Below are 20,680 nucleotides of genomic sequence, written 5' to 3' on the forward strand. Positions count from 1 at the left end.
ATTTGCTTCTGAGTTGTCGTCTAGCTTATTAGCGTGGTGAGTCCATGGTTAAACACCCACCGCTAAACAGGACTCCACTAAACGCGGGATAAAGGTTTTGGCTAAACCTGCTAAGTTTATTCTGCCACCACTCACTATGTAAATAGCGTGCTGCTCGCGCAGTTCTTCAAGTTGTAGCTGGTTAAAACCGGTGAGTGAAAACATGCCTTGATGCTGGGTTAGATAACTAAAGCGATCGCTGCCGGATTGCAGGGCAAACTCCTGCGCTAAGCATTGGCGCAAATCACGCATGCGTTGGCTCATTTGATTTAGCTCTTGCTGCCATTGTTGGCCTAGCTGAGCATCGTTTAGGATCTCGGCCACAATAGCTGCGCCCCAGTTGGGTGGCATGGTGTAGCTGCGACGTGCTAGCTCAAATAGTTTTCCGCGGGCATTGGTGGCTTGTTGTAAGGTTTCTCCCACCACTATGGCTACACCACTGCGTTCACGATACAAACCAAAGCTTTTTGAGTTTGAGCTGGCAATCAGCAGCTCCGGGACTTGTTGAGCGAGATGTTGTAAGCCTAGGATATCGTCCATTAAACCTTGGCCAAAGCCTTGGTAAGCCAAATCAACAAAAGGCAAAAAGCCATTTTTGAGTGCAAGTTCAGTAATGCTTTGCCAAGCTGAAAAAGAGATGTCAGCGCCAGTGGGGTTGTGACAGCAGCCATGCAATAGCAATACGTCATTAGGCCCTAGCCTAGCGATTTGCTCTAACATCGCTGGCTCGTCAACTTGCTTGCTAACAGGGTCGAAATAGGGGTAAAAGCCCACATCCAAACCTGCCGCTTGCATAATGGGTTGGTGGTTCACATAGCTGGGGTTAGACAGCCATACTTTGGCGTTCGGTTTAGCGCTGGCGATAAGATCGGCCAGTAAACGTAACGCGCCACTGGCCCCTGGGGTTTGCATGGCTATCGATCGTGAAAAAGCGTCGGTGCTCTTGAGCAATAAGCCTAACATGGCTTGGTTGTAACTGGCGTTCCCCGCTAAGCCGATATAGGCCTGAGTGGTTTGCTGACCCAATAAACGTTGTTGAGCAATACTTACCGCTTTCATTACCGGCGTAGCGCCGTGTTCGTTACGGTAAACCCCGATGCCTAGATCAATTTTGTCGCTGCGAGGGTCATCTTTAAAGGCTAAGCCTAATGACAAAATAGGGTCATCTTTTGCGGCTGGAAGATTAGCAAACATGGTTATTCCTTTAAGTGTAAAGCAGGCGCTTTGCTTAGCTTATATCCACTGGCAATCACAACGCCAATGACTGAGCTTATGATACCGAATATTGTTAGAGGGTCGAGGTTTTCAGTAAACAGCCAAAAGGCCAGCAGTGATGCTAATACCGGGGTGAGTGAGCCCAAGGCCGAGCTTAACTCTGCGCCTAAGCGGCTAATGGCAAAGCTATAACAACAGCTGGCGAGTAGCCCAACAATAATACCTTGAATCAGCATGTGACTGAGCAACTCGGAAATAGGAACGAGCCCTGCACCCCAGTGATGGTTTGGGTTTAGCCAGGTATAAATAATTAATATGAGGGCATTAGGAACGGTAATTACCGCTGCTGTCTCTAGTGGGCTAAGGCCACTTTGGCGGGCAGACAAAGTAAAAATTGCCCACAACAAGCTCGCGCATAAAAACATTGCTTGTCCAAGCAGCTGCTGGCTGCTGGATTGGCTAAAGCTGTTAGCTAACAGCAGCAATACTCCAACAAAGATGGCGGTTAAACCCATTTTCTTATAACGCTCGAAGGGCTGCTTAAATACCAATACCGCAATGGCGGTAACAAAAAGTGGAGCAACACCTGGCACAAGTGTGCTGCCTTGAGCTACTGGCGTATAAGACATCGCAACGGCGGAGCACAAGAAAAATGGCAGTCCGGCTCCGGCAATCATTCCCAACAAATAAGGCCAAGCTACCCCAGTGATTTTAGACCAACGTTTTATCAACAGTGGGCATAGTAGGACTGCTGGAATGACATAACGAAACAGGCTTATTTCAAGCACGCTAAGCGGTGAAAGAGCGCTACTACGCAAGGATAGAAAGTAAGTGGACCAAATAACAATGGTAGCAATCGCTGCAATAAAGCCTGAGCACCTTTGCTGGCGGGAGCATGAGAGCGGAATAACCTGCAAATTAGCTAAGCTTGCTGGGGTGCTTGTTGTAGCCATGATTTCTATCCTTATGGAGATAAGGTATTGTTGCTAATGATGGCTGGTTAAAGGAGGCTTAATTCATGAGGCTTGGCCTTATTGCTAGCTCAGATTGCTATTCTTTAATTAAATATTGGTTTTGAATGCTGGTGGAGTGGGATGAATAAAGTTGATAGAGAGTTATTACATTTGATTCAGCGTGACTGTCGGCTTACTACAGCAGAATTGGCGGAACAGGTAGGCTTGTCGGCGTCTCCGGTAGCTAGGCGTTTACGCTTACTTGAGCAGCAAGGCTATATTGAGGCTTATCGCGCTCACCTCAACAAGGCCAAGCTAGGCCTGCAAATTACCACCTTTGTGCACGTTCGTTTAAAGGAGCACCAAGATGCACCGGTAATGGCCTTTGAAGCGGCAGTAAAAGACATGCCGGAAGTGGTCAGGTCTAAACGGTGAAGACAAGACACCTGCACAGGACCCGCCGGTGCCGGTACGAACACCACCGCTGCCGGCGGTTGCCCTGTCCCTCGAGGATATCGCTGCACTGCTGCAAAAGACTTTGACAACGGACGTCGAGCCGGCCGAGGTTAACGAGATCGTTGAAACACTGCTGGCTATGCCGGAGCAGACCGCTGCCGAATTGGCCCTGCAACCGCGTCTGAATTCAGCTTGGGTAGTGTTGAAAGAGGAGTTCCTGAAAGTGGAACAGTTGGGCTGGAACAACTGGTTTGAGCGGCTGTTCACGCTTGAACAAGCGCCTAGCAACTACCAGTCATTGTATCACGAATCTCTTGAGCACAATGCCAGCTGGCATGGTGACAGCTTTGATGCGGAGGCGATCGAGGCACTGCTAGGCCAAGAGTTGCCTGAGGAAGCGGGCACTGTACTACGCAACTCGCTCCCCACGCTGCTTGAGTGGCTAAAAGAGCATGAATTGCGCTGTGGCCACGGGTTCTGGTGCGCAGTGCTTGAATTGCTGGCGTTGGACAATGCCGTATCCGATCAAGATCTGCGTTTGGCTTATATGCTTCTCGAACAGTTAGTACAGCACTCCTTCACCCGAGAGAGTTACGCAAAGTCGTTGGACGCCCTCAGTCTGATCGCCGACGGGGTCTCGTCGAAAACTTTCGACTATGCCCTAGACATTGTAGAGTTACTGCTGGAATCCAAGTGCCCAGATACCGATGCTCGCCGGGAACATTGGCAGTTTTTGCAAGCTGAGGCGTTAGATAAGTGGAGTCGATTGACGCTGCGTCAGCAACACTTTGCAAGGTTGCTAGCCAATCAATTGCTGGGCGACGCCGGCGACCAGGTTTCCCTGTTCACGAACAGGAGAGCGAAGAGGAAAAGGCCCATCTGCCGGATCTCAATGGCAAGTTGCTTGCCATCTACTCGTTGACTGAAGGGACTGCCCGCCGGGCCAAGCAGATCCTGGAAGAGATGTTCAGTGAGTTAACCATTGAACTGAATCACGATCATGAAAACACCGCGGCATTGGCCAACCTAGCGAAACGAGCAGATCACTTTGTGTTCGCATGGGGCAGTTCCAAGCATCAGGCCTATTTTGCAGTGAAAAAGCAGAGATCTGAGTTCATATATCCTACTGGTAAGGGTACTTCTAGCATTGTTAATGCTGTTTTATCGGTTGTTTAGGCCGGTACAAGGAATTGTGTCCGTTTATATTGATTCTGGTTATAGCTATAAAAAGGTGCAGGGTAGATAAGGTAGTTTTTACGTACACCTGGCAAGGCCTCACCAAGCTTTACTCTTTATAATTGCAGTGTTCTCTGCGTTTATAGGTGAAAAGTTAGTCTACTAAGCCACTCATTGTGGTAAGTTCAACAATATGCATGAGTTTCAGAAACACTGATTACATTATCTGGAGCTCTTTTTATGATTTTAAGGGTTTTTAAATTCACTTTTTGTATAGTGATGCTGTAATAACAGAACTGTGTGTATAATTTCATTATATATTTTGCAACTAGCGCTTACATAGTGCGGTGGGCTACCGCACCTTTTCCAACACCTTCATAGGCAACTACTTTCAAGGTTTGTGCACTGCTAAGTGTCTTTAGAACTTCATTTGCTATGTGATTTGCCAACAATTCTACTGTCGTATCGGAGTCTATGATCTCTGTTTCTGCTTGAGCAATAGCGAGTTCGAATTTACCTTGTTCCGAAACATAACTGAACCCACAATGAGTTTCATCTGTGATTGCGTTTGAATGTTGACTCAGTGCTAAGTTCCCTATTTCTATTTTGTCTTCTAATGAAGCGAGATAAATGTCTTCCCATCGCTTAGCAAAAGCATGTTCACGTACGTGATCTCGTTTACCATCAATAATCAACTCAATTGATGAGCGGTGTCCGTGAGCTATACGCTGGCAATTCCCATCATGCTTTTTCAAGCCGTGCGAATAGTGGTAATACGCGCCGTCAATTTTTTCAGTGCGAAGTGTAAGATCTAACCCTTCGATATTTTCTGGTAAATGTCCTCTGAGCAGAAGATAAAGATGCTCTGTTACACTTTGTATCGTGACTTCATCGGTATTTATAAAACAGTACGCTTCATCTGGACAGTTTAAGTGGAGGCTTTTATCTCCGCGCATCAAATCTACACTGGTGTAGCCAGGTTTAGTTGTTGCTGAGCGGATTTGTGGATTGCGTTTTGGAACAAGTAACCGATGGTCGAGAAATTGGTCAACAAGATTCTTGATTTTTGATTTAACCCTACCAAAATCGAGAACCATACTCATTTCATTAAGTTGGCCAGAAAGGGCCACATCTAAAATCCAACTTTCCCCCACCATCCCACGTTTATCTGATAGATACGAAGCATCGATGACGGTTAGTGCTTTGACAAATAGATTCAAAATAAAACCTTAATGGTATTAATTATCATTTTTAAAAGACATTATACTCAAACCTTATAAACATGCATGAAGAATAGGCTAACTCTCGAAATTTATCAGGGCGTTGCTAACCAAGTCAGTAGTCATTTGCTTATCCACGATGCGGTTGGGGGTATCAGTCTATTATCATAGCTAAGCACATTCAGCCTTCATCTTGTTGATATATCGTTTAAAATCTAATAAAGAAAAGAGAAAAAGACTTCTCTTTTATTTAGTCAATGTAGATTGGGTAATCCTTACGCCAACCTTTCTGAATTTCATATAGACGCAATATATTAGTAGCAAATAACTGCTTCTCAGAAGTGGTGTTTTGGAAATCATTCCAACGCCTACTGTAAGGTAAGTCTTTGACATCAGGATTGCGGGCTAGACCTAGAGTCCAATACCCGTTATTGAAGTGGCAATGATCTTTAACAAGCAACAGCTCGTTGACAAAGAAATCAGGCGAAGGGAGTCTTTCTGAAGGATTAGAATTATTCCTTATTTTTCTAGTTTCGGTTTGAAATACACGTAACATGTGACGGCATAAGTAAGATAGACCGATAATAGAGGTACCGTGAGTAATGTAAGAACGTTTCATGTCACGAGACTTATTCGCCCAATCGACTTTAAAAACTTCTGAAACTGCTTGCCAAAAGTTATTAAGGATCTGTATAAACTCTACCCTTGTCTTGTCATCCAAGTCTTGATAAACACGCACGTCGAGGGTACTTAGAATTTGGCGCCGTACGTTGGTTACAAATTCTGTCATGGATGACTCAGCAATAATACCATCTTTATTGCCGTTGGATTTGATGAGTCCAAATAGGGGGGAGTTAGGATTACGAAAGCCTAACTCTTCGCACATTGAAAGAGGGAAGGCTTTCTCGGCCAAAGCTGGAGGCTTATAGATATCATCATATAAGGCTAAAGCATTGAGTTGCACTGATGTGAGCGGTTTACCTAAGTTCAAGATCAAGAATTGCTGAATATAGTCAGCTTGATTTTCCGATATGAAAACAGTAACAGGTAGTGGGTAACTCTTATGATGACAGTTCTTTACACCTCCTGAACGTTGTTGACCATCTACAATAGCGCCAGGCAGTTCACTGGATGGTTTCTCTGGATCGTAGGGTACTTGCAAGTAGCCAAACTCTGAGCCTGGCATTATTGGCTCAAACCTCACCGACTTATTGAATCCAATAACTAAGTTTGCCAAAATTGTCGAGTTTTTTGATTCAACATAATCAGTTATGGAATCTATGTGTTTAGGTAATTCGTTGCGTTGGTATCCGTGAATATATTCACCATCCCGAGTAATGTGTACAATCTTTGCTATGTCTCGGACCTTTTTCCCTTCCACCCAACCAGTGTATACAGTCACACCATTTACGACTTCTTGAATAGCTTTAATTTTTAAAACTTCTGACATAGTTTCTACTTAGCTGCAGGGTTGATGCTTTTTAGCACATTGTTTTTATGTTTAGTAACGATAGCCAAGTTGTGTATACCTCGGCGTCGATTAGATTGGTTCGAACGAAATATGATGTTCATCAATCCACCTTTACAAATTCCACAGGTGCATTGGCGCCACTCTCTTGCCAAAAGAAACTGATGGTATTTATCTTCATTGCGTTTTAACTGCGTTTGCTTAGATTCTGTTGATTTGGACGGAAGATAATTTTCGTTCGTTACTCTTTCGTAGGCAATTAATGCTTTTAAGGTTACATCAAGATCAAGCCCGGTTTCATCATATTGTTGAAGTTTTTTAAGGCAGTCTATTTCTAATCGTTTAACACATTCATTCACCGATAATGCCGCACTTGATAGGTCAATATCAAAACCGTTGTTGTCTTGAAGTTCAGAGATGTACTGACGTAACTCATCTCTATACTTATCGATGTGCTTTTGGACATTATCATGATCATACTGTCTGACTCGGATCATCAAAGATTCACTAAAACGAATAGAGTTTGGATTGACTGAATAGTACTTACCTGCCTTCAGCCCTTGCATAAGCGGTGAGGTACTATCCGCACTTGTCACTCCGGCATTTATGTAAGCTGGAATGTTTTCAAAACGGCATATACCAAGTAAGTGAAACTGCGTGTCAGATTCTCGGATTCTGTTTAAGCACTCAAGGAGTTCGAGTAACTCATCTGTCTTAGATTTTATCATTCCGCCGATGGTTATTCGTCGGTATCCTATTTCTTGCAACTCTTTGACTGAACGAATAAATGAATTCTTGTCATACCCATGCGCAACACCATAAGCCTCAAATTGATAATTTTGGGATTTTACATAAAACTCTTTTGCATTTTTCAAGGTGATGTCAATGCGACGTTCGCTTTCTGCAATCAACTCGTGCAGGTCACATTTCTCAGCCGCAACATCCTTTGCTTCTTCATCTTTAAAATATGGGAAAACGATGTGGTCAAGCGAAATACCGTAATCAAATCCACCTCTATCATAGAATTCTATAAGTTCGTCGACTGTAAAAGGTGGTTCGTATTCATTGTGGTAGTCGAAAGCACCACAATCGCCCATTAGTCTTATCCTTTCATATTCTGAAGAATCGAGACGAAGGAATTTACGTGCGCCGCTGAAGTAGAAGTCCTCGGTCAATTCTTGATCGTAGTATTTACCACGTTTTTGCATTGTACCCACGCCAGCAAGCGAGACAAGCATACCATCATAAGGAAGTTCGGCCAGAATCTGATGTGGGTAGTGATCATCATCATACTGGCGATGATACTTTGTGCGATTGTTTGAGCGACCGTCGAAGTTTGGGTCAACGAAATCTTTATTGTCAGGAAAGTAAAAGCGGAACTTAGTCACGTTGAGCCTTTGTTAGTTTTATTTTGTGGTAAAGAGAACGAAAGCGGGTATCAGCACAAGCGTTGCCTTCTTCTTTATAGAGTTTGAATAGAAGAGTTTGACTGGCGTCATGGTGCTTATCGAGTTCTTTTTCAATAAATGTAAGGATGAAGCTATTATCACGTTTGACTCGAATTGGACGCTTCGGAGCGGACAAACTGCGTAAATCTTTAGTTAGGGTCTGGATAATACCATTGAAAGAAGCTTTTGTAAGTCTTAATTGCTCAACAAACAAATAGGTTGCAATGTAAATAATGTTTCTGTCAGTCAATGCTAGACCACATTCTTTAGCTTTGGGATGGTTCAGTATGTTTCGAGATACTTTAACAAACTGAGACTTAAACGGTTGTAGTGTCCTAGGTATGCTAGAGGTAATAATAATGATTTTTTCACTATTTAAGGCCTGACTATCTAAGGTATGTCTCAAATCTTCTTGAACCGCATTTATGTACTCTTTACTGAGACAAAACACAAATCGCTCTTCAGGGTGGGCTGCCACATATTTGCTAATGGATATCCCTGGTAAATGGGTGTCACACACCGAAGACCACCAAACAGGATGAGGGCTAGGAACTCGGTTGACGTTCGATGCGAATGTAGCATTATAACAGGGCAAGTTGGTGTTACTTTCTACCAACCCGAACCCTGCGGATAAAATACTTAGCTTGAATTCATTTTCTTTGGCAAGTTTTTTGGCAAACTTGAATGCCTGACCAGTGTATAGACTAGAAGATGAGTACCTCTCAGGAGTTTGGTTGAATGCTATTGACCAAGCATTAAGAGACTGATTTAAATCAGGAGTCTTATGGGTACTGATACACATCTTCTTCGATGCTGGGTTAGTTTTTTGTGCACTACAAGGCACCAATAAATGTATGTCTGGCATGAGTCTCTCCTACTAGCAAACGGAATTCTATCTTCTGCTCGCTCTATTCTCCACTCTAACGCGACTAGCTGATGGTGGTGAATTCGTATATGCTTTAGATTCGGGGGTGCTCATATGAAGCTTTTCTTTCCAGATAGTCAAGATTTCGTAAATCCAACATTCGATTTTGTTTCAGAAAGCAAAAACAGTTGTCATGTGAGGCAGCGAGATGACCTGTACGCACATGAAATTTTTAAACGTCCTTATGATGGATTATTAATTTCAAAAGCTATCGTGGAAGGAATACCTGGCTGGCCTAATACTGCTAAGTATAGCGAGGGCCAAAAGTATCGGCTTTTTCGCGAAGGTGCACATAGTTTTTTCCGCATGGGTAGTAGTTACCAAGTTATGGGAGATAGCGGAGCATTTTCTTATTTTAAAGAGGCAGAGCCTCCATACTCGGTAGATGATCTGATTGAATTCTATGTAAAAGCAGAGGTTAGCCAGGGAGTTTCCCTTGACCATGTAGTATTTGGGTATCGCGATGAAAATAGTAGGGATAAAAAGTCTCTACCGAAAGATAAGGAAGCGCGTGTCGAAATGACCCTAGAAAATGCGTACATTTTTAATAAGTATGCCAAAGGGCAAAACTTTACACCTTATGGAGTTGCACAAGGGTGGGACATAAATAGTTATGTTAGTTCCGTTATCGGTTTGCAAAAAATTGGCTATAAATTCATTACCCTTGGTGGTTTAGTTACTCTTGAATCCACACAAATCTGTATGTTGTTAGAACAGATTAACATCTACTTAAAGCGTGACACGAAAATCCATTTATTGGGTATCGGTAGGCTTGAGTTGGTAAATAAGTTGAAATCATTGAATGTGTTTAGCATTGATACCACAACACCACTTAAGCAAGCCTTTATGAATCGAAAGAAAAACTACCGGATGGGCGCTAAAACATACAGCGCATTGCGTGTCCCCCAATCGAGTGGCAACCAGATGGTCAAACGCGCAATTTCATCTGGTCGACTCGATCAACTACAGGTCAGAGCTCTAGAAAAGCAAGCAATGCAAGCTTTACGTGATTACGATATGAATAGTATTGATATAGAGACGACTCTAAAAAGAGTATTGACATATGAAAGTCTATTAATGAACCACCGAGAAACGTCCTATTCTGAATACAAAAGAACATTAAAGGAAAAGCCTTGGAGGTTATGTAGGTGTGCTATATGCCAGACACTTGGGATTGAAGTTATGATCTATAGGGGGGCGGAAAGAAATAAACGCCGAGGATTTCATAATCTTTATGACTTTTATAACAATCTACTTAGGAATACTCAATGATCAAGAAGATAGCGTTAAAAGTAGAGCAAGGCAGTGATGTATCCTTATTTGTTACGACTATGAATATAACTGAAATAGAGTCAATTTGTACCATTTCAAGAATATTCCGAACAGAGGATAACTCACTAGGGGGGTATCAGCGACCAGAACTAAGTCAGCACGTAGATAATATAACCGCGTACATTGAGTCTGATAATTCAGTGATTCCTAATTCAATTATTATGTGCCTTAGGTCAAGAACGGAGGTCAAACTAAAAAGCAATGGTTCATATGAATTAATGATTCCCAATGAGTCTAATAGTGCGGTGCTGGTTGATGGACAACAACGAGTAGCTGCATTGAAGCAATCAGGGCGACAAGACTTTTACTATTCAGTCTGTATTTTAGCTTCTAGGGATACAGAGTTTGAACGACAGCAATTTTTGTTGATTAACTCCGCCAAACCGCTATCTCGTAGCCTTATTTACGAATTACTTCCCCATGCAAGCGGCGTATTTAATGAAGAGCTCACAAGGAAACGTTTACCATCGTTGATAACTCAACTACTGAACTATGAACCAAGCTCTTCGCTAAATGGCTTAGTTAAATTAACAACTAATCCAGAAGGATTAATTGCTGATAATTCTCTAATGAAGATGATTGATAATAGTCTTAGAGAGGGAGCATTGTATGATGTTTGTGAGATAAAAGAGGATGCACGCTATACCATTCATTGCGAAAAAGCAGTCGAGTTATTGAGTCTATTTTTTAGAGCTGTTCGAGAGGTCTTTTATGATGATTGGGGGAAAAAACCTAAAGAGTCGCGTTTATTTCATGGTGTTGGAATCATTGCTTTGGGGCAACTCTTTGATGAGATTCATTATTCCTATAAGAGAATCAAGCATCAGGATGTGTTTTTTGAGTATTGCGTTAAACAATTGTTCCGTATAAAACCATACTGCTCATGGAGCAATGGTTATTGGGAGTTTATGACCGATTCAGATGGAGAAAGAGTGGTACGAAAATGGAACCAATTGCAGAACTTAAGTCAAGATATATCGATGGTGACTCGTTATTTGGTCTCAATATACGACAAATTAGAAAGGGGAGGAGCGATTGTTAAGGATTAATGAGATTTTCGAAACGATACAAGGTGAAGGTGTATTTACAGGAGTTCCATCAATCTTTTTGAGATTGCAAGGTTGCCCTGTTGGTTGCGCGTGGTGTGACACAAAGCATACATGGGATATTAACTTAGAGCATCAGGTATCATTCGAAACAGTGAAAGCGAAATTGACTGATAGTGAGCAATGGAGCACAACATTGACGGATGAGGTCATAGAGGAGTGTCTTAATCGATACAAGGCCAAGCATGTTGTGATTACTGGCGGCGAACCCTGTATGTACGATTTAACTTCTTTGACGACTGCTTTAGAAAGAGAAGGGTTTAAGTGCCAAATTGAAACAAGTGGTACATTCGAAGTTAAAGCGAGTGACAATACCTGGGTAACAGTATCTCCTAAAGTGGGGATGAAAGGTGGATATGGTTTGAAGGCACAAGCTATTGTGCGCGCTAATGAAATTAAGCATCCTGTGGGAACTCAAAAAGATATCGTTGACCTCATTGAATTATTAGATGATTTTGCAACTAGCGAAGGTCTTATTGTTGGTCTTCAACCTATTAGTCAGAAACAAAGAGCGACAAAGTTGTGTATAGACGCCTGTATCAAAAATAATTGGCGTTTGTCAGTTCAAACTCATAAATATTTACATATTGCTTAAGGAGTCAACATGGAAAAAGCTGTTGTGGTTTTCAGTGGAGGTCAGGATTCGACTACGTGTTTAGTGCAAGCGTTAACTCAGTACAATGAAGTACATGCTATAACTTTTGATTACGGCCAGCGTCACAGGCTCGAGATTGAAGTGGCAAAATCGCTTTGCAAAGATCTTGGCATTGTGACTCACAAAGTAATGGACGTCTCTTTACTCAATGAATTAGCCATTAGTTCACTCACAAGAGATGAAATTCCAGTATCACATCAACTACAAAGTAACGGCTTGCCAAACTCGTTCGTGCCCGGCCGCAATATTCTGTTTCTTACGCTAGCGAGTATCTATGCTTATCAAATCGGCGCAACCGCGGTAATTACTGGCGTGTGTGAAACTGACTTTTCAGGCTACCCCGATTGTAGAAACGATTTTATTAAAGCTATGCAAGAGGCTGTAAAGCTAGGTATGGATTGCGAACAAAAGATAGTAACGCCGTTAATGTGGTTAGACAAAGCGCAAACATGGGGCCTTGCGGATCAATACGGTAAGTTAGAGTTTGTTAAGAATAAAACACTAACTTGCTACAACGGGGTAATTGGCAGCGGTTGTGGAGACTGCCCGTCTTGTAAACTAAGAAGTGCTGGCTTGGCGCAGTACCTAAACAATAAAGAACATTACTTAGAATCACTTAGGTTAGGTCAGTAAGTATTATGGTCACACTTTCTGACGAAGCCCGCACTGTTATGCGAGCCCTAAAAGAACAAGGTATCGAAACGCCTATTAATGCGCAAAATATAAAACGCAGTGACCAGCTAGCTACTATAGCCAATGCAACTAGAGATATACTGACTACTTTGTCACTGGACTTAAATGATGACAGCCTCGCTGGGACGCCAAACCGAATTGCTAAAATGTACGTAGATGAAATTTTTTCTGGTTTGAACTATGTGAACTTTCCCAAAATAACAACGATTGAAAATAAGATGAATATCGACGAACCAATTGTGGTGAAAGACATCTCATTCACTAGTACCTGTGAACATCACATGGTTGTCATCGATGGCATGGCAACAGTTGGTTATGTACCGGGGGTTAAGGTGATTGGGTTATCTAAGATAAATCGTCTCGTACAGTTTTTTGCGCAAAGACCTCAAGTACAAGAGAGGTTAACAGCCCAAATTCACGTTGCATTAAGAGCGCTACTCGATGTGGACGATATTTATGTGAAATTAAAAGCAACGCACTATTGTGTAAAAAGTAGAGGCATACAAGATTCAACTAGTTTGACGACTACAGTGAAGTCAGGGGGAAGGTTTAAATTGGAACCTTCAAATATATAATTGTTGGGGGAGCGGCAGCATTTCAATATAGCCTTGTTCGGAGAAAGTTACTGAGTTAGTCTCTACCTTAATTAGTCGGATAAGTGTATATAGATAGAGTATAAAGACTTTTAAATTTAATGGGCGGAGAAAGTTAACCTTGGTAAGGAGATCATTATGTATGAGCAAAATATAAAGGAAGTATTGATAAAAATTATACTGACACTTGAGAATGATCATCATGGTTGTAAGCAAGAAGCTTGCAATATAGCAAAAAGTGCACTTGGTATTGATTTTCAACACAATGACTTGAGAGAGATGATGAATAGCATTAGTGAGCACGATATTCAAAGAATTGTCGCTTTGCTAGGAGATTAATCCTCTTCTGATCGTTTCAGTTTATTGGTTTTGACTAGATCTGATAACTCTACTTGAAAACTAGATAGTTTCCACTTTAGTTCATTAAGGTGGCCGTGTATTTGTCTCCGCGCGGGCATTGTGAGAATTAAGTACATTTAATCAGAGTTATTCATTCCAGTACTATTTCCTTGTTTAATATGCCTATACAGCGTTGCAACACCAATCCCCACAGCCTTAGCTGCTTTTTCTTTACTTAGTCCTTTTTCAACATAGGTAATTGCTTCTTTACACTTTTGAATCGTTTCTAATGATTGCTGTTTGCCTTTGTATTTACCCTCAGCTTTAGCGCGATCAATACCGATACGTTGTTTATCAAGGGTATCTTCACGTTGCATTTCAGCCACTGCAGCAAGCGTAGTTAGTACTAGCTTGCCCATTGAGCTGGTAACATCAATACCGCCTAAGTCTTCCACAAGCACTGATACACTCTTAGTTTTCATTAATCAGATGAAAGCCAACATTTCTTCAGTATTACGACCAAGTCGGCTCACCGACAAAACAATGATGATATCTCCGGCCGAGACTTTGTTAGTGAGTTTATTGAGTATTGGCCTATCGAGAGTTTTTCCACTCGTCTTCTCTTTAAATACTTCAGCATCTCCGTGAAGTGTTAGTAAGTGTTCCGCTTGTTGGTCAACATTTTGTTCCTTTGTAGAGGTTCTAGCATAAATGTACTTCATCGCAGGTACTCCAGATCTATCATTTAGGGGCTTATATGATAATCCTATCTTTTAGGCTGACTAATGAGTCATATGATAGCTTTCTGGTGTTCTCTTCTAAGACCATGCCCAAGTGATAGGCTTTTAAGGTGAATGTTTAGGAACAGATTAGAGCAAACAAATGTTGTTCTACCGGATAATTTAGCCACTTGCATAGGCTGCCTTATATAGCTCCTTTGATTTTTGATACTTTCATTCGAGGGAGTACTCTCCAATGTATCGCTTTGCATTTTAGACGCGCGAATTTGCAAATAAACCTGAGTTAATTTATGTGTAATATAAGGTACGTTAATGTGGGTTTTTTTGATTAATGTGGCCAATATAGACTCATTAATGTGGTTTATTACATATGACCGGGGAAGAGTTAACAGTTGAATTGTTCCAAGTTAGTTTTTGATAGGAGTATGTAATGGCAAACACTCAGATTAAAAAAGCAAAGATTACTTCAGAACGTGTTAAGCCTACTAAAGGTAGACCTGAAGTTGATGCCGCTGGGCGTGATCTTTTTCTCAAACAAGTGACTTCCGGTTTGTTAGAGGGACATCTAACCCAAGGACAGGCTTTAAAAGAATTGCGCCTTAGGGTGCTTAATCTAAAGCAAGAACAATACGCTAGTATGGTTGGGGTGAGTCGTAAGGTGCTATCGCAAATAGAAAATGATAAAGGGAATTTCTCTTTTTCGATCCTTAATAAAGTGTTTAGGCCGGTGGGGCTACAGGTTGGGATTATCCCTCGTCATCAGGATGTTCTGCGCGACGCCTTGCTTACGCCTTTAAATAAATACAAGCCAAAAGACTGATACTAAATGTAAACATGAAAGGCTGGGACTTGTAGCATATCTGCTATTGCATCATTAGGGAGTCTATTAGTGCTGTGGAAAGTACGTATATCTGAAGGATGTCAGCCTTTATTGATTTGCTACCATGATAGCAATTAATGCCAAAACAATGTTTAATTGTCATTATGGTAGCTATAAATGCCCATCTGTTGGCTTTTATCCTTCGTGTTACTGAATTAATGACTACTAGTGCTTTTAGTTTGTTACAAGGATAGCAAATAAGTCATGTATTTTGCTATAATTGCTATTATTGTGACAATTTTGAGGTGTGTGTGTTATCTCTTTATACCGCTTATGATTTGCAGATGGAGCTAAAAGAGTTTATCAAGTCTGCTCGGAAGAAAGATAAACTCAGTGTTCAAAAGATGGCCGATCTCTCAGGCGTACCTTACGCGACGATCCGAAAGTTTGAGTCATCTGGCAACATCTCACTACGTCAGTTCCTCATGCTTTATGAGGCAGTCGGAGACTTGAAAAAAGTGAAAGAGCTGACCAAACCGTCCGAGCCTGAATTTAAGTCAATTGAGGATGTGCTTCGACATGCTTAAATCTGCCCTAACCGTAAAACGAACACTTAGCACAGGTGAAAAGGTACTGGTCGGAAAGCTCGTTGAAAATAGTACGCAAAGCTTCTTTCAGTTTGATGAGTCTTATTTAAGTAATCACTCAACCTCCTTGGCTCCATTCAATTTAAAGGCTGATACAAGCCTGCAAGTTGCGCCTAGAGGGCCGCATTACGGTATTCATGGAGTTTTTGGGGATAGTCTTCCTGATGGTTGGGGCCTTTATCTCATGGATCGTGTATTTAGAAAGAACGATCATAACCCAAAGGAAGTCACCGCCCTAGAGCGTTTGGCTTACCTAGGGGACAGATGTATGGGGGCGTTGAGCTATGAGCCAGAATTAGATTTACTTGATGAGTTAAAGCAGTCGATTGATATCATTACCCTTGGACGAGCTGCGATTGAAGAGTTTGAAGGTACCGAATCTGCTTTGCTTGAACACTTGATGAAGACTGGTGGTTCGGGTGGTGCTAGGCCCAAAATGAACGTTACACGTTTATTCAATGGGCAATATTCAACATTAGATGACTCACCAGGAACAAAGCTTATCGTAAAGCTTACATCTGAAAAGTTTGACTTGAAGCACTCTGAATCATTAGTCGAATATTGCTACATGCAGATGGCCCGCGACGTCGGCATTGAAGTTCCTAACTTTGATTTGATAGATGTGGGTAATGGACGATTTTGGCTAGAACAGGAACGATTTGATTGCACCGAGCAAGACGGTCGAGTCCATATGATTTCTGCGTGTGGGTTGTTAGATGCACCGTTTCGAGAGCCTTCTTTGGACTATGTGGATTTACTTAAAGCTACGCGCATCATGTGTAGTGTCACTGAATCTCAGAAGCTCATTAAGCGCTGCATGTTTAACTATTTAACTGTTAACCAAGATGATCACAGCAAGAACTTCAGCTTCCTTGCCAGTGACACCGATAGCTGGACTCTATCGCCTTTCTACGACATTGTTTACAGCCCTAACTCTTACAAAGAGCATATGACGGCATTCGGTGGTAATGGGCGAACGCCAAAGAGCGCATTAGACCAGTTAGCTGCTCAGTCGGGATTATCTTCAAAGAAAGCAATTATGGTTATGGCTGAGGAAATATTTGAAACAACACGTTCGTTTAGTCATGAGGCCAAACATTTGGGCTTGTCACCTAATCTAATCAAAGAGATTGATAAGGATATGTTAGAAAAATTTAAAGCGCTATCAGTGTAGTGGATAAATCATATCTGCCATGGCTTTGGGGCCGATTTTGAGGGGGCGGGTACAGTAGCCGAGGTTATTCGAGCTAACTTTGTAATATAAAGTTCGTAACAAGCTTTTGTCCAAAAGTATGTTATGCCTGTTTTGCAAATCAGATTAAAAAGTATAACGGATTCAGTTTGCGCTAATAGGCTTTGATTCTGGTATACGAATAGTTGAGTTTTTAGTCGCGCAATTACTAACTAAAATCTCATTATTTAGAAAATTGAACTGATATCGATTGAACGATTTAGTTCTAAGTAAAAAGCTTTTTACAGCAACAATCAAACTCTAACACATGTAAATCGTTGAATAGCGTTAATCTGTTGAACGAGCTTTTTTGTCTGCAAATTCCTTATTGATTTTGGATACAAAAATAGACGACAGTTTTATCGCTGTTCTAACCGATTTGCACAATCCCCCCTGCACACCCATGAGAAAAACACAGTCAAATTAGTCCCAAGTAATGAGAAAAATGTGCTCAAGTTAAATCCTGGGGGGGATTGTGCAGGGGGATTGTGCAGGGCTATTTTTCAGCTGGAAATTTATCTTTTTCAAGGCCCCAAAAAAAAATTATTCGAATTAAGCCAAGAAACAGTTTGAATCGATAGATTGTGCTCAGGGTGATACTTCAATGAATAAAATCTATCGAGCTAAAAGCTCGATAGATTTTATGCGTCTTTCATCGAGTTTGCCTATCCAGAAATGCGATCAATGCATCAGCGGGATAATAGATCCGCGAACCCACTTTTAAGTAGTGCAAGTCATAGCGTTTTGCACATCGCCAATTGGCTAAGGTGCTTATGCGAACCGATAAAACCCTAGCTGCCTGCGCGGGGGTGAGAATGTCTCCTGAATGAAAGCCTGCCGAGAGTAATGCATTTGTACCGAAAGTATTATTTTCCATGGGTGGTCCTTAGGTTGTTTTTATAAGGTCAAAACTCATGGGGTAATGTTTTGGGTTCTTCGGTGTGACACTGATCACAATTTTGGTTTGTTTACTATTTTGGCTTATTTAGTGGAGGCGCAGGCTTAACTAGTTTTTGCTGAGGTGGTTAGTGTATCTAGGCTTGAATGGAATAATGCAAATAAAGCTTATAGAGCCGTATCAACTCTATAAGCCCTCCTGGGTATTAATCTTACCTAATTTGGCTATCAAGATAAGCAATGACCGCTTCTGCAGGGTAGTAGATGCGTCCGCCAACTTTCATGTACTGCAACGTATAACGTTTGTTGCAGCGCCAAGTTGCTAATGTGCTCACTTGTAAAGATAAGATGTCAGCAGTCTGTGAGGGTGTTAGTTTTTCGCCAGCTGAATAACCGGCTTTAGCCAATATTTGAGTACCGAATGATTTTTCTTTCAAAACAAATTCTCCAATAGATTTTTAAGATTTGCTTATGAAAAGGGTAAATTCATCTGGCACACAGTGTGACTTTGATCACACTTTAGCCTAGAGGTTGAAAGTATTTGTTTTGAGCTTTTCGAGTGAAAAATAAGGAAAATCTCTCTATGATCTCACTAGGGTATTGGTATTGAGAATAGGTCTTTACGGGTGATGTACGGCACAGGGCCGGCACAGAAAAAAGGCGTAGAAGGTATTAACCTTCTACGCCTTTGTATATGGTGGCCCTTCACAGACTTGAACTGTGGACCTAACGATTATGAGTCGTGTGCTCTAACCAGCTGAGCTAAAGGGCCAAATTGGGTGTTGCGAGCTTAGCTCAAACAACGAGGCTGGATTATAAAAAATCATGTCAGCCTTGTCTATGCGTTTGAAACTAAGCGCTTATTTATTCGCCGTTTAGCTCACCTATTCGTCTAAGAAGCTGCGTAGCTGCTCAGAACGAGAAGGGTGACGAAGTTTGCGCAATGCTTTGGCTTCAATCTGACGAATACGTTCACGGGTTACGTCAAACTGTTTGCCAACTTCTTCTAGCGTGTGGTCGGTGTTCATACCAATACCAAAACGCATGCGCAGTACTTTAGCTTCACGCGGGGTTAGGCCTGCTAGTACTTCTTGTGTGGCAAACTTGAGGTTTTCGCCTGTTGCTGCGTCTACTGGCATCGACAGGGTGGTATCCTCAATAAAGTCACCTAAGTGCGAATCTTCATCATCACCAATTGGTGTTTCCATGGAGATTGGCTCTTTAGCAATTTTAAGTACCTTACGGATCTTGTCTTCTGGCATTAACATGCGCTCTGCCAACTCTTCTGGAGTAGGCTCGCGACCCATTTCCTGAAGCATTTGGCGGCTAATACGGTTTAGTTTGTTAATGGTTTCGATCATGTGAACCGGAATACGAATAGTACGTGCCTGGTCCGCAATAGAACGAGTAATTGCCTGACGGATCCACCAAGTAGCGTAAGTAGAGAATTTGTAACCACGACGGTATTCAAATTTATCTACGGCCTTCATTAGGCCAATGTTACCTTCTTGGATAAGGTCTAAGAACTGCAAACCACGGTTGGTGTATTTCTTCGCAATAGAAATTACCAAACGTAGGTTAGCTTCAACCATTTCTTTCTTAGCACGGCGAGCTTTTGCTTCACCAATGCTCATACGGCGGTTGATGTCTTTAATGTTGTTAATGGTTAGGCCAGTTTCTTCTTCAACACTTTTTAGTTTGAAGATACAACGGCGCACTTCTTCGTCTACTTCCATTAACGCAGGTGCGTAATCTTTAGCAGAGGTTTTGTGCTCGTTAAACCATTCTTCACTGGTTTCGTCTTTAGAGAAGGCTTTTACAAATGCTTGTTTTGGCATTTTGCCTTGCTCTACACACAACTTAAGAATTAGGCGTTCTTGAGTGCGCACACGTTCCATCATGGTACGCATGCTGGCTACCAGCTTGTCGAACAGTTTTGGTACTAGGCGGAAAGTATGGAAAATTTCGCTTAGCTCAAAAATTTCTTTGGTGGCACGGGCAGACATACGGCCGTGCTTTTCGATAGCTGCGTGAGTTTTTTCGTACTGCTCACGTAAGGTGTCGAAGCGCTCTTTTACCAACTCTGGGTCAAGACCGGTGTCTTCTTCTTCCTCGTCTTCATCTTCGTCTTCGTCTTCAAGATCTTTTTCTTCAAGCTCTGAGCCGATGTGTGTCGCTGTTGGTGCGGCTTCGGCTACTTCGTCTTCGTCGATGAAGCTGTTTACAATATCGCTAATTTTTAGTTCTTCTGCTTGGTACTGGTCGTACATTTCAAGCAAGATAGAAATGGTTTCTGGATACTCAGAAACACTGCGCTGAACTTCGTTAATACCTTCTTCAATGCGCTTGGCAATGTCGATTTCGCCTTCGCGGGTAAGTAGTTCAACGGTACCCATTTCACGCATGTACATGCGCACTGGGTCGGTGGTGCGGCCTAATTCTGATTCTACCGTAGCAAGTGCTTGGGCTGCCGCTTCGGCGGCGTCTTCGTCGGTAGTATTTTCGGCCAACAATAAGTCATCGGCATCGGGTGCATTTTCATGTACCTGAATACCCATGTCGTTGATCATTTGAATGATATCTTCAACTTGATCGGAATCTACGATATCAGCAGGTAAATGGTCGTTTACCTCTGCATAAGTTAAGTAGCCTTGCTCTTTACCTTTTGCGAGAAGGAGTTTGAGTTGAGACTGTGGGGTTTGTTCCATAGATGTCATCCGAAGTAGA

General features: G+C 42.0%; 20 protein-coding genes, 1 tRNA gene and 1 pseudogene. 11 read left to right on the forward strand and 11 right to left on the reverse strand.

Going from position 1 to position 20,680, the window contains the following annotated elements:
* Positions 1-48 precede the first annotated feature (48 nt).
* Complete coding sequence (locus OV592_RS03820; RefSeq protein ID WP_406610462.1) at positions 49-1,233, reverse strand: aromatic amino acid transaminase; 1,185 nt, start codon at positions 1,231-1,233, stop codon at positions 49-51.
* A gap of 2 nt (positions 1,234-1,235) precedes the next feature.
* Positions 1,236-2,207 (reverse strand): DMT family transporter, encoded by a 972-nt coding sequence (locus OV592_RS03825; protein ID WP_406610463.1) that lies wholly within the window; start codon positions 2,205-2,207, stop codon positions 1,236-1,238.
* A gap of 141 nt (positions 2,208-2,348) precedes the next feature.
* Between OV592_RS03825 and OV592_RS03830 the strand changes: the two genes are divergently transcribed.
* Together OV592_RS03830 and OV592_RS03835 are read left to right on the forward strand one after the other, a co-directional pair.
* Positions 2,349-2,642: an Lrp/AsnC family transcriptional regulator gene (locus OV592_RS03830; protein WP_406610464.1), complete on the forward strand. Its 294-nt coding sequence runs from the start codon at positions 2,349-2,351 to the stop codon at positions 2,640-2,642.
* A 28-nt stretch (positions 2,643-2,670) separates the two neighbouring features.
* Entirely contained in the window at positions 2,671-3,585 is a 915-nt protein-coding gene (locus tag OV592_RS03835) for a hypothetical protein (protein WP_406610465.1), read from the forward strand.
* Between the two features lie 589 nt (positions 3,586-4,174).
* Here OV592_RS03835 and OV592_RS03840 read toward each other — a convergent pair.
* From OV592_RS03840 to OV592_RS03855, 4 genes are all read right to left on the reverse strand, one after another.
* Complete coding sequence (locus tag OV592_RS03840) at positions 4,175-5,059, reverse strand: 6-carboxytetrahydropterin synthase (RefSeq protein WP_338624012.1); 885 nt, start codon at positions 5,057-5,059, stop codon at positions 4,175-4,177.
* Between the two features lie 250 nt (positions 5,060-5,309).
* Positions 5,310-6,509 (reverse strand): DGQHR domain-containing protein, encoded by a 1,200-nt coding sequence (locus tag OV592_RS03845; protein WP_338624014.1) that lies wholly within the window; start codon positions 6,507-6,509, stop codon positions 5,310-5,312.
* A 5-nt stretch (positions 6,510-6,514) separates the two neighbouring features.
* A complete protein-coding gene (gene dpdA, locus OV592_RS03850; protein ID WP_406610466.1) occupies positions 6,515-7,915 on the reverse strand; it encodes a tRNA-guanine transglycosylase DpdA in 1,401 nt (466 codons plus the stop codon).
* The gene (locus tag OV592_RS03855) at positions 7,908-8,840 is read right to left on the reverse strand and encodes a DUF6884 domain-containing protein (RefSeq protein WP_338624018.1); all 933 of its coding nucleotides are present in this window, start codon (positions 8,838-8,840) and stop codon (positions 7,908-7,910) included. The genes dpdA (OV592_RS03850) and OV592_RS03855 overlap by 8 nt, the downstream gene beginning before the upstream one ends.
* 114 nt (positions 8,841-8,954) lie before the next feature.
* Between OV592_RS03855 and dpdA (OV592_RS03860) the strand changes: the two genes are divergently transcribed.
* From dpdA (OV592_RS03860) to OV592_RS03885, 6 genes are all read left to right on the forward strand, one after another.
* The gene (gene dpdA / locus OV592_RS03860; protein WP_406610467.1) at positions 8,955-10,172 is read left to right on the forward strand and encodes a tRNA-guanine transglycosylase DpdA; all 1,218 of its coding nucleotides are present in this window, start codon (positions 8,955-8,957) and stop codon (positions 10,170-10,172) included.
* Positions 10,169-11,281 carry a DGQHR domain-containing protein DpdB gene (gene dbpB, locus OV592_RS03865; RefSeq protein WP_338624022.1) on the forward strand — a complete coding sequence of 371 codons (1,113 nt, stop codon included), beginning with the start codon at positions 10,169-10,171 and terminating at the stop codon, positions 11,279-11,281. The genes dpdA (OV592_RS03860) and dbpB overlap by 4 nt, the downstream gene beginning before the upstream one ends.
* A complete protein-coding gene (queE, locus tag OV592_RS03870) occupies positions 11,268-11,933 on the forward strand; it encodes a 7-carboxy-7-deazaguanine synthase QueE (protein WP_338624025.1) in 666 nt (221 codons plus the stop codon). Before dbpB ends, queE begins: the two co-directional genes overlap by 14 nt.
* A 9-nt stretch (positions 11,934-11,942) precedes the next feature.
* Positions 11,943-12,626, forward strand: a complete 684-nt coding sequence (gene queC / locus OV592_RS03875) for a 7-cyano-7-deazaguanine synthase QueC (RefSeq protein ID WP_338624027.1) — start codon at positions 11,943-11,945, stop codon at positions 12,624-12,626.
* Positions 12,627-12,631: 5 nt separating this feature from the next.
* The gene (folE, locus tag OV592_RS03880; protein WP_338624029.1) at positions 12,632-13,261 is read left to right on the forward strand and encodes a GTP cyclohydrolase I FolE; all 630 of its coding nucleotides are present in this window, start codon (positions 12,632-12,634) and stop codon (positions 13,259-13,261) included.
* Between the two features lie 156 nt (positions 13,262-13,417).
* Positions 13,418-13,618, forward strand: a complete 201-nt coding sequence (locus OV592_RS03885) for a hypothetical protein (protein WP_338624031.1) — start codon at positions 13,418-13,420, stop codon at positions 13,616-13,618.
* A 137-nt stretch (positions 13,619-13,755) separates the two neighbouring features.
* Here OV592_RS03885 and OV592_RS03890 read toward each other — a convergent pair.
* Positions 13,756-14,340: pseudogene (locus tag OV592_RS03890) on the reverse strand (recombinase family protein).
* Between the two features lie 448 nt (positions 14,341-14,788).
* Between OV592_RS03890 and OV592_RS03895 the strand changes: the two are divergent.
* The 3 genes from OV592_RS03895 (at position 14,789) to OV592_RS03905 (ending at position 16,999) form a co-directional block, all read left to right on the forward strand.
* Entirely contained in the window at positions 14,789-15,178 is a 390-nt protein-coding gene (locus tag OV592_RS03895; protein WP_406610468.1) for a helix-turn-helix transcriptional regulator, read from the forward strand.
* Between the two features lie 311 nt (positions 15,179-15,489).
* Entirely contained in the window at positions 15,490-15,765 is a 276-nt protein-coding gene (locus OV592_RS03900; RefSeq protein WP_338624035.1) for a helix-turn-helix transcriptional regulator, read from the forward strand.
* Positions 15,758-16,999 (forward strand): type II toxin-antitoxin system HipA family toxin, encoded by a 1,242-nt coding sequence (locus tag OV592_RS03905; RefSeq protein ID WP_338624037.1) that lies wholly within the window; start codon positions 15,758-15,760, stop codon positions 16,997-16,999. The genes OV592_RS03900 and OV592_RS03905 overlap by 8 nt, the downstream gene beginning before the upstream one ends.
* A gap of 709 nt (positions 17,000-17,708) precedes the next feature.
* On the opposite strand, the gene OV592_RS03910 is transcribed toward OV592_RS03905, so the two are convergent.
* From OV592_RS03910 to rpoD, 4 genes are all read right to left on the reverse strand, one after another.
* Positions 17,709-17,933, reverse strand: coding sequence for a helix-turn-helix domain-containing protein (locus OV592_RS03910; RefSeq protein ID WP_084681974.1), 225 nt, complete (start codon positions 17,931-17,933; stop codon positions 17,709-17,711).
* Positions 17,934-18,165: 232 nt separating this feature from the next.
* A complete protein-coding gene (locus OV592_RS03915; RefSeq protein ID WP_338624039.1) occupies positions 18,166-18,390 on the reverse strand; it encodes a helix-turn-helix domain-containing protein in 225 nt (74 codons plus the stop codon).
* A 258-nt stretch (positions 18,391-18,648) separates the two neighbouring features.
* Positions 18,649-18,725 (reverse strand) — tRNA-Ile (locus tag OV592_RS03920).
* 112 nt (positions 18,726-18,837) lie between these two features.
* Positions 18,838-20,661, reverse strand: coding sequence for an RNA polymerase sigma factor RpoD (gene rpoD / locus OV592_RS03925; RefSeq protein WP_016403356.1), 1,824 nt, complete (start codon positions 20,659-20,661; stop codon positions 18,838-18,840).
* Between the last annotated feature and the right edge of the window lie 19 nt (positions 20,662-20,680).

Origin of the sequence: Agarivorans sp. JK6 (assembly GCF_045277145.1) — a bacterium.
Classification (GTDB): domain Bacteria; phylum Pseudomonadota; class Gammaproteobacteria; order Enterobacterales; family Celerinatantimonadaceae; genus Agarivorans; species Agarivorans albus.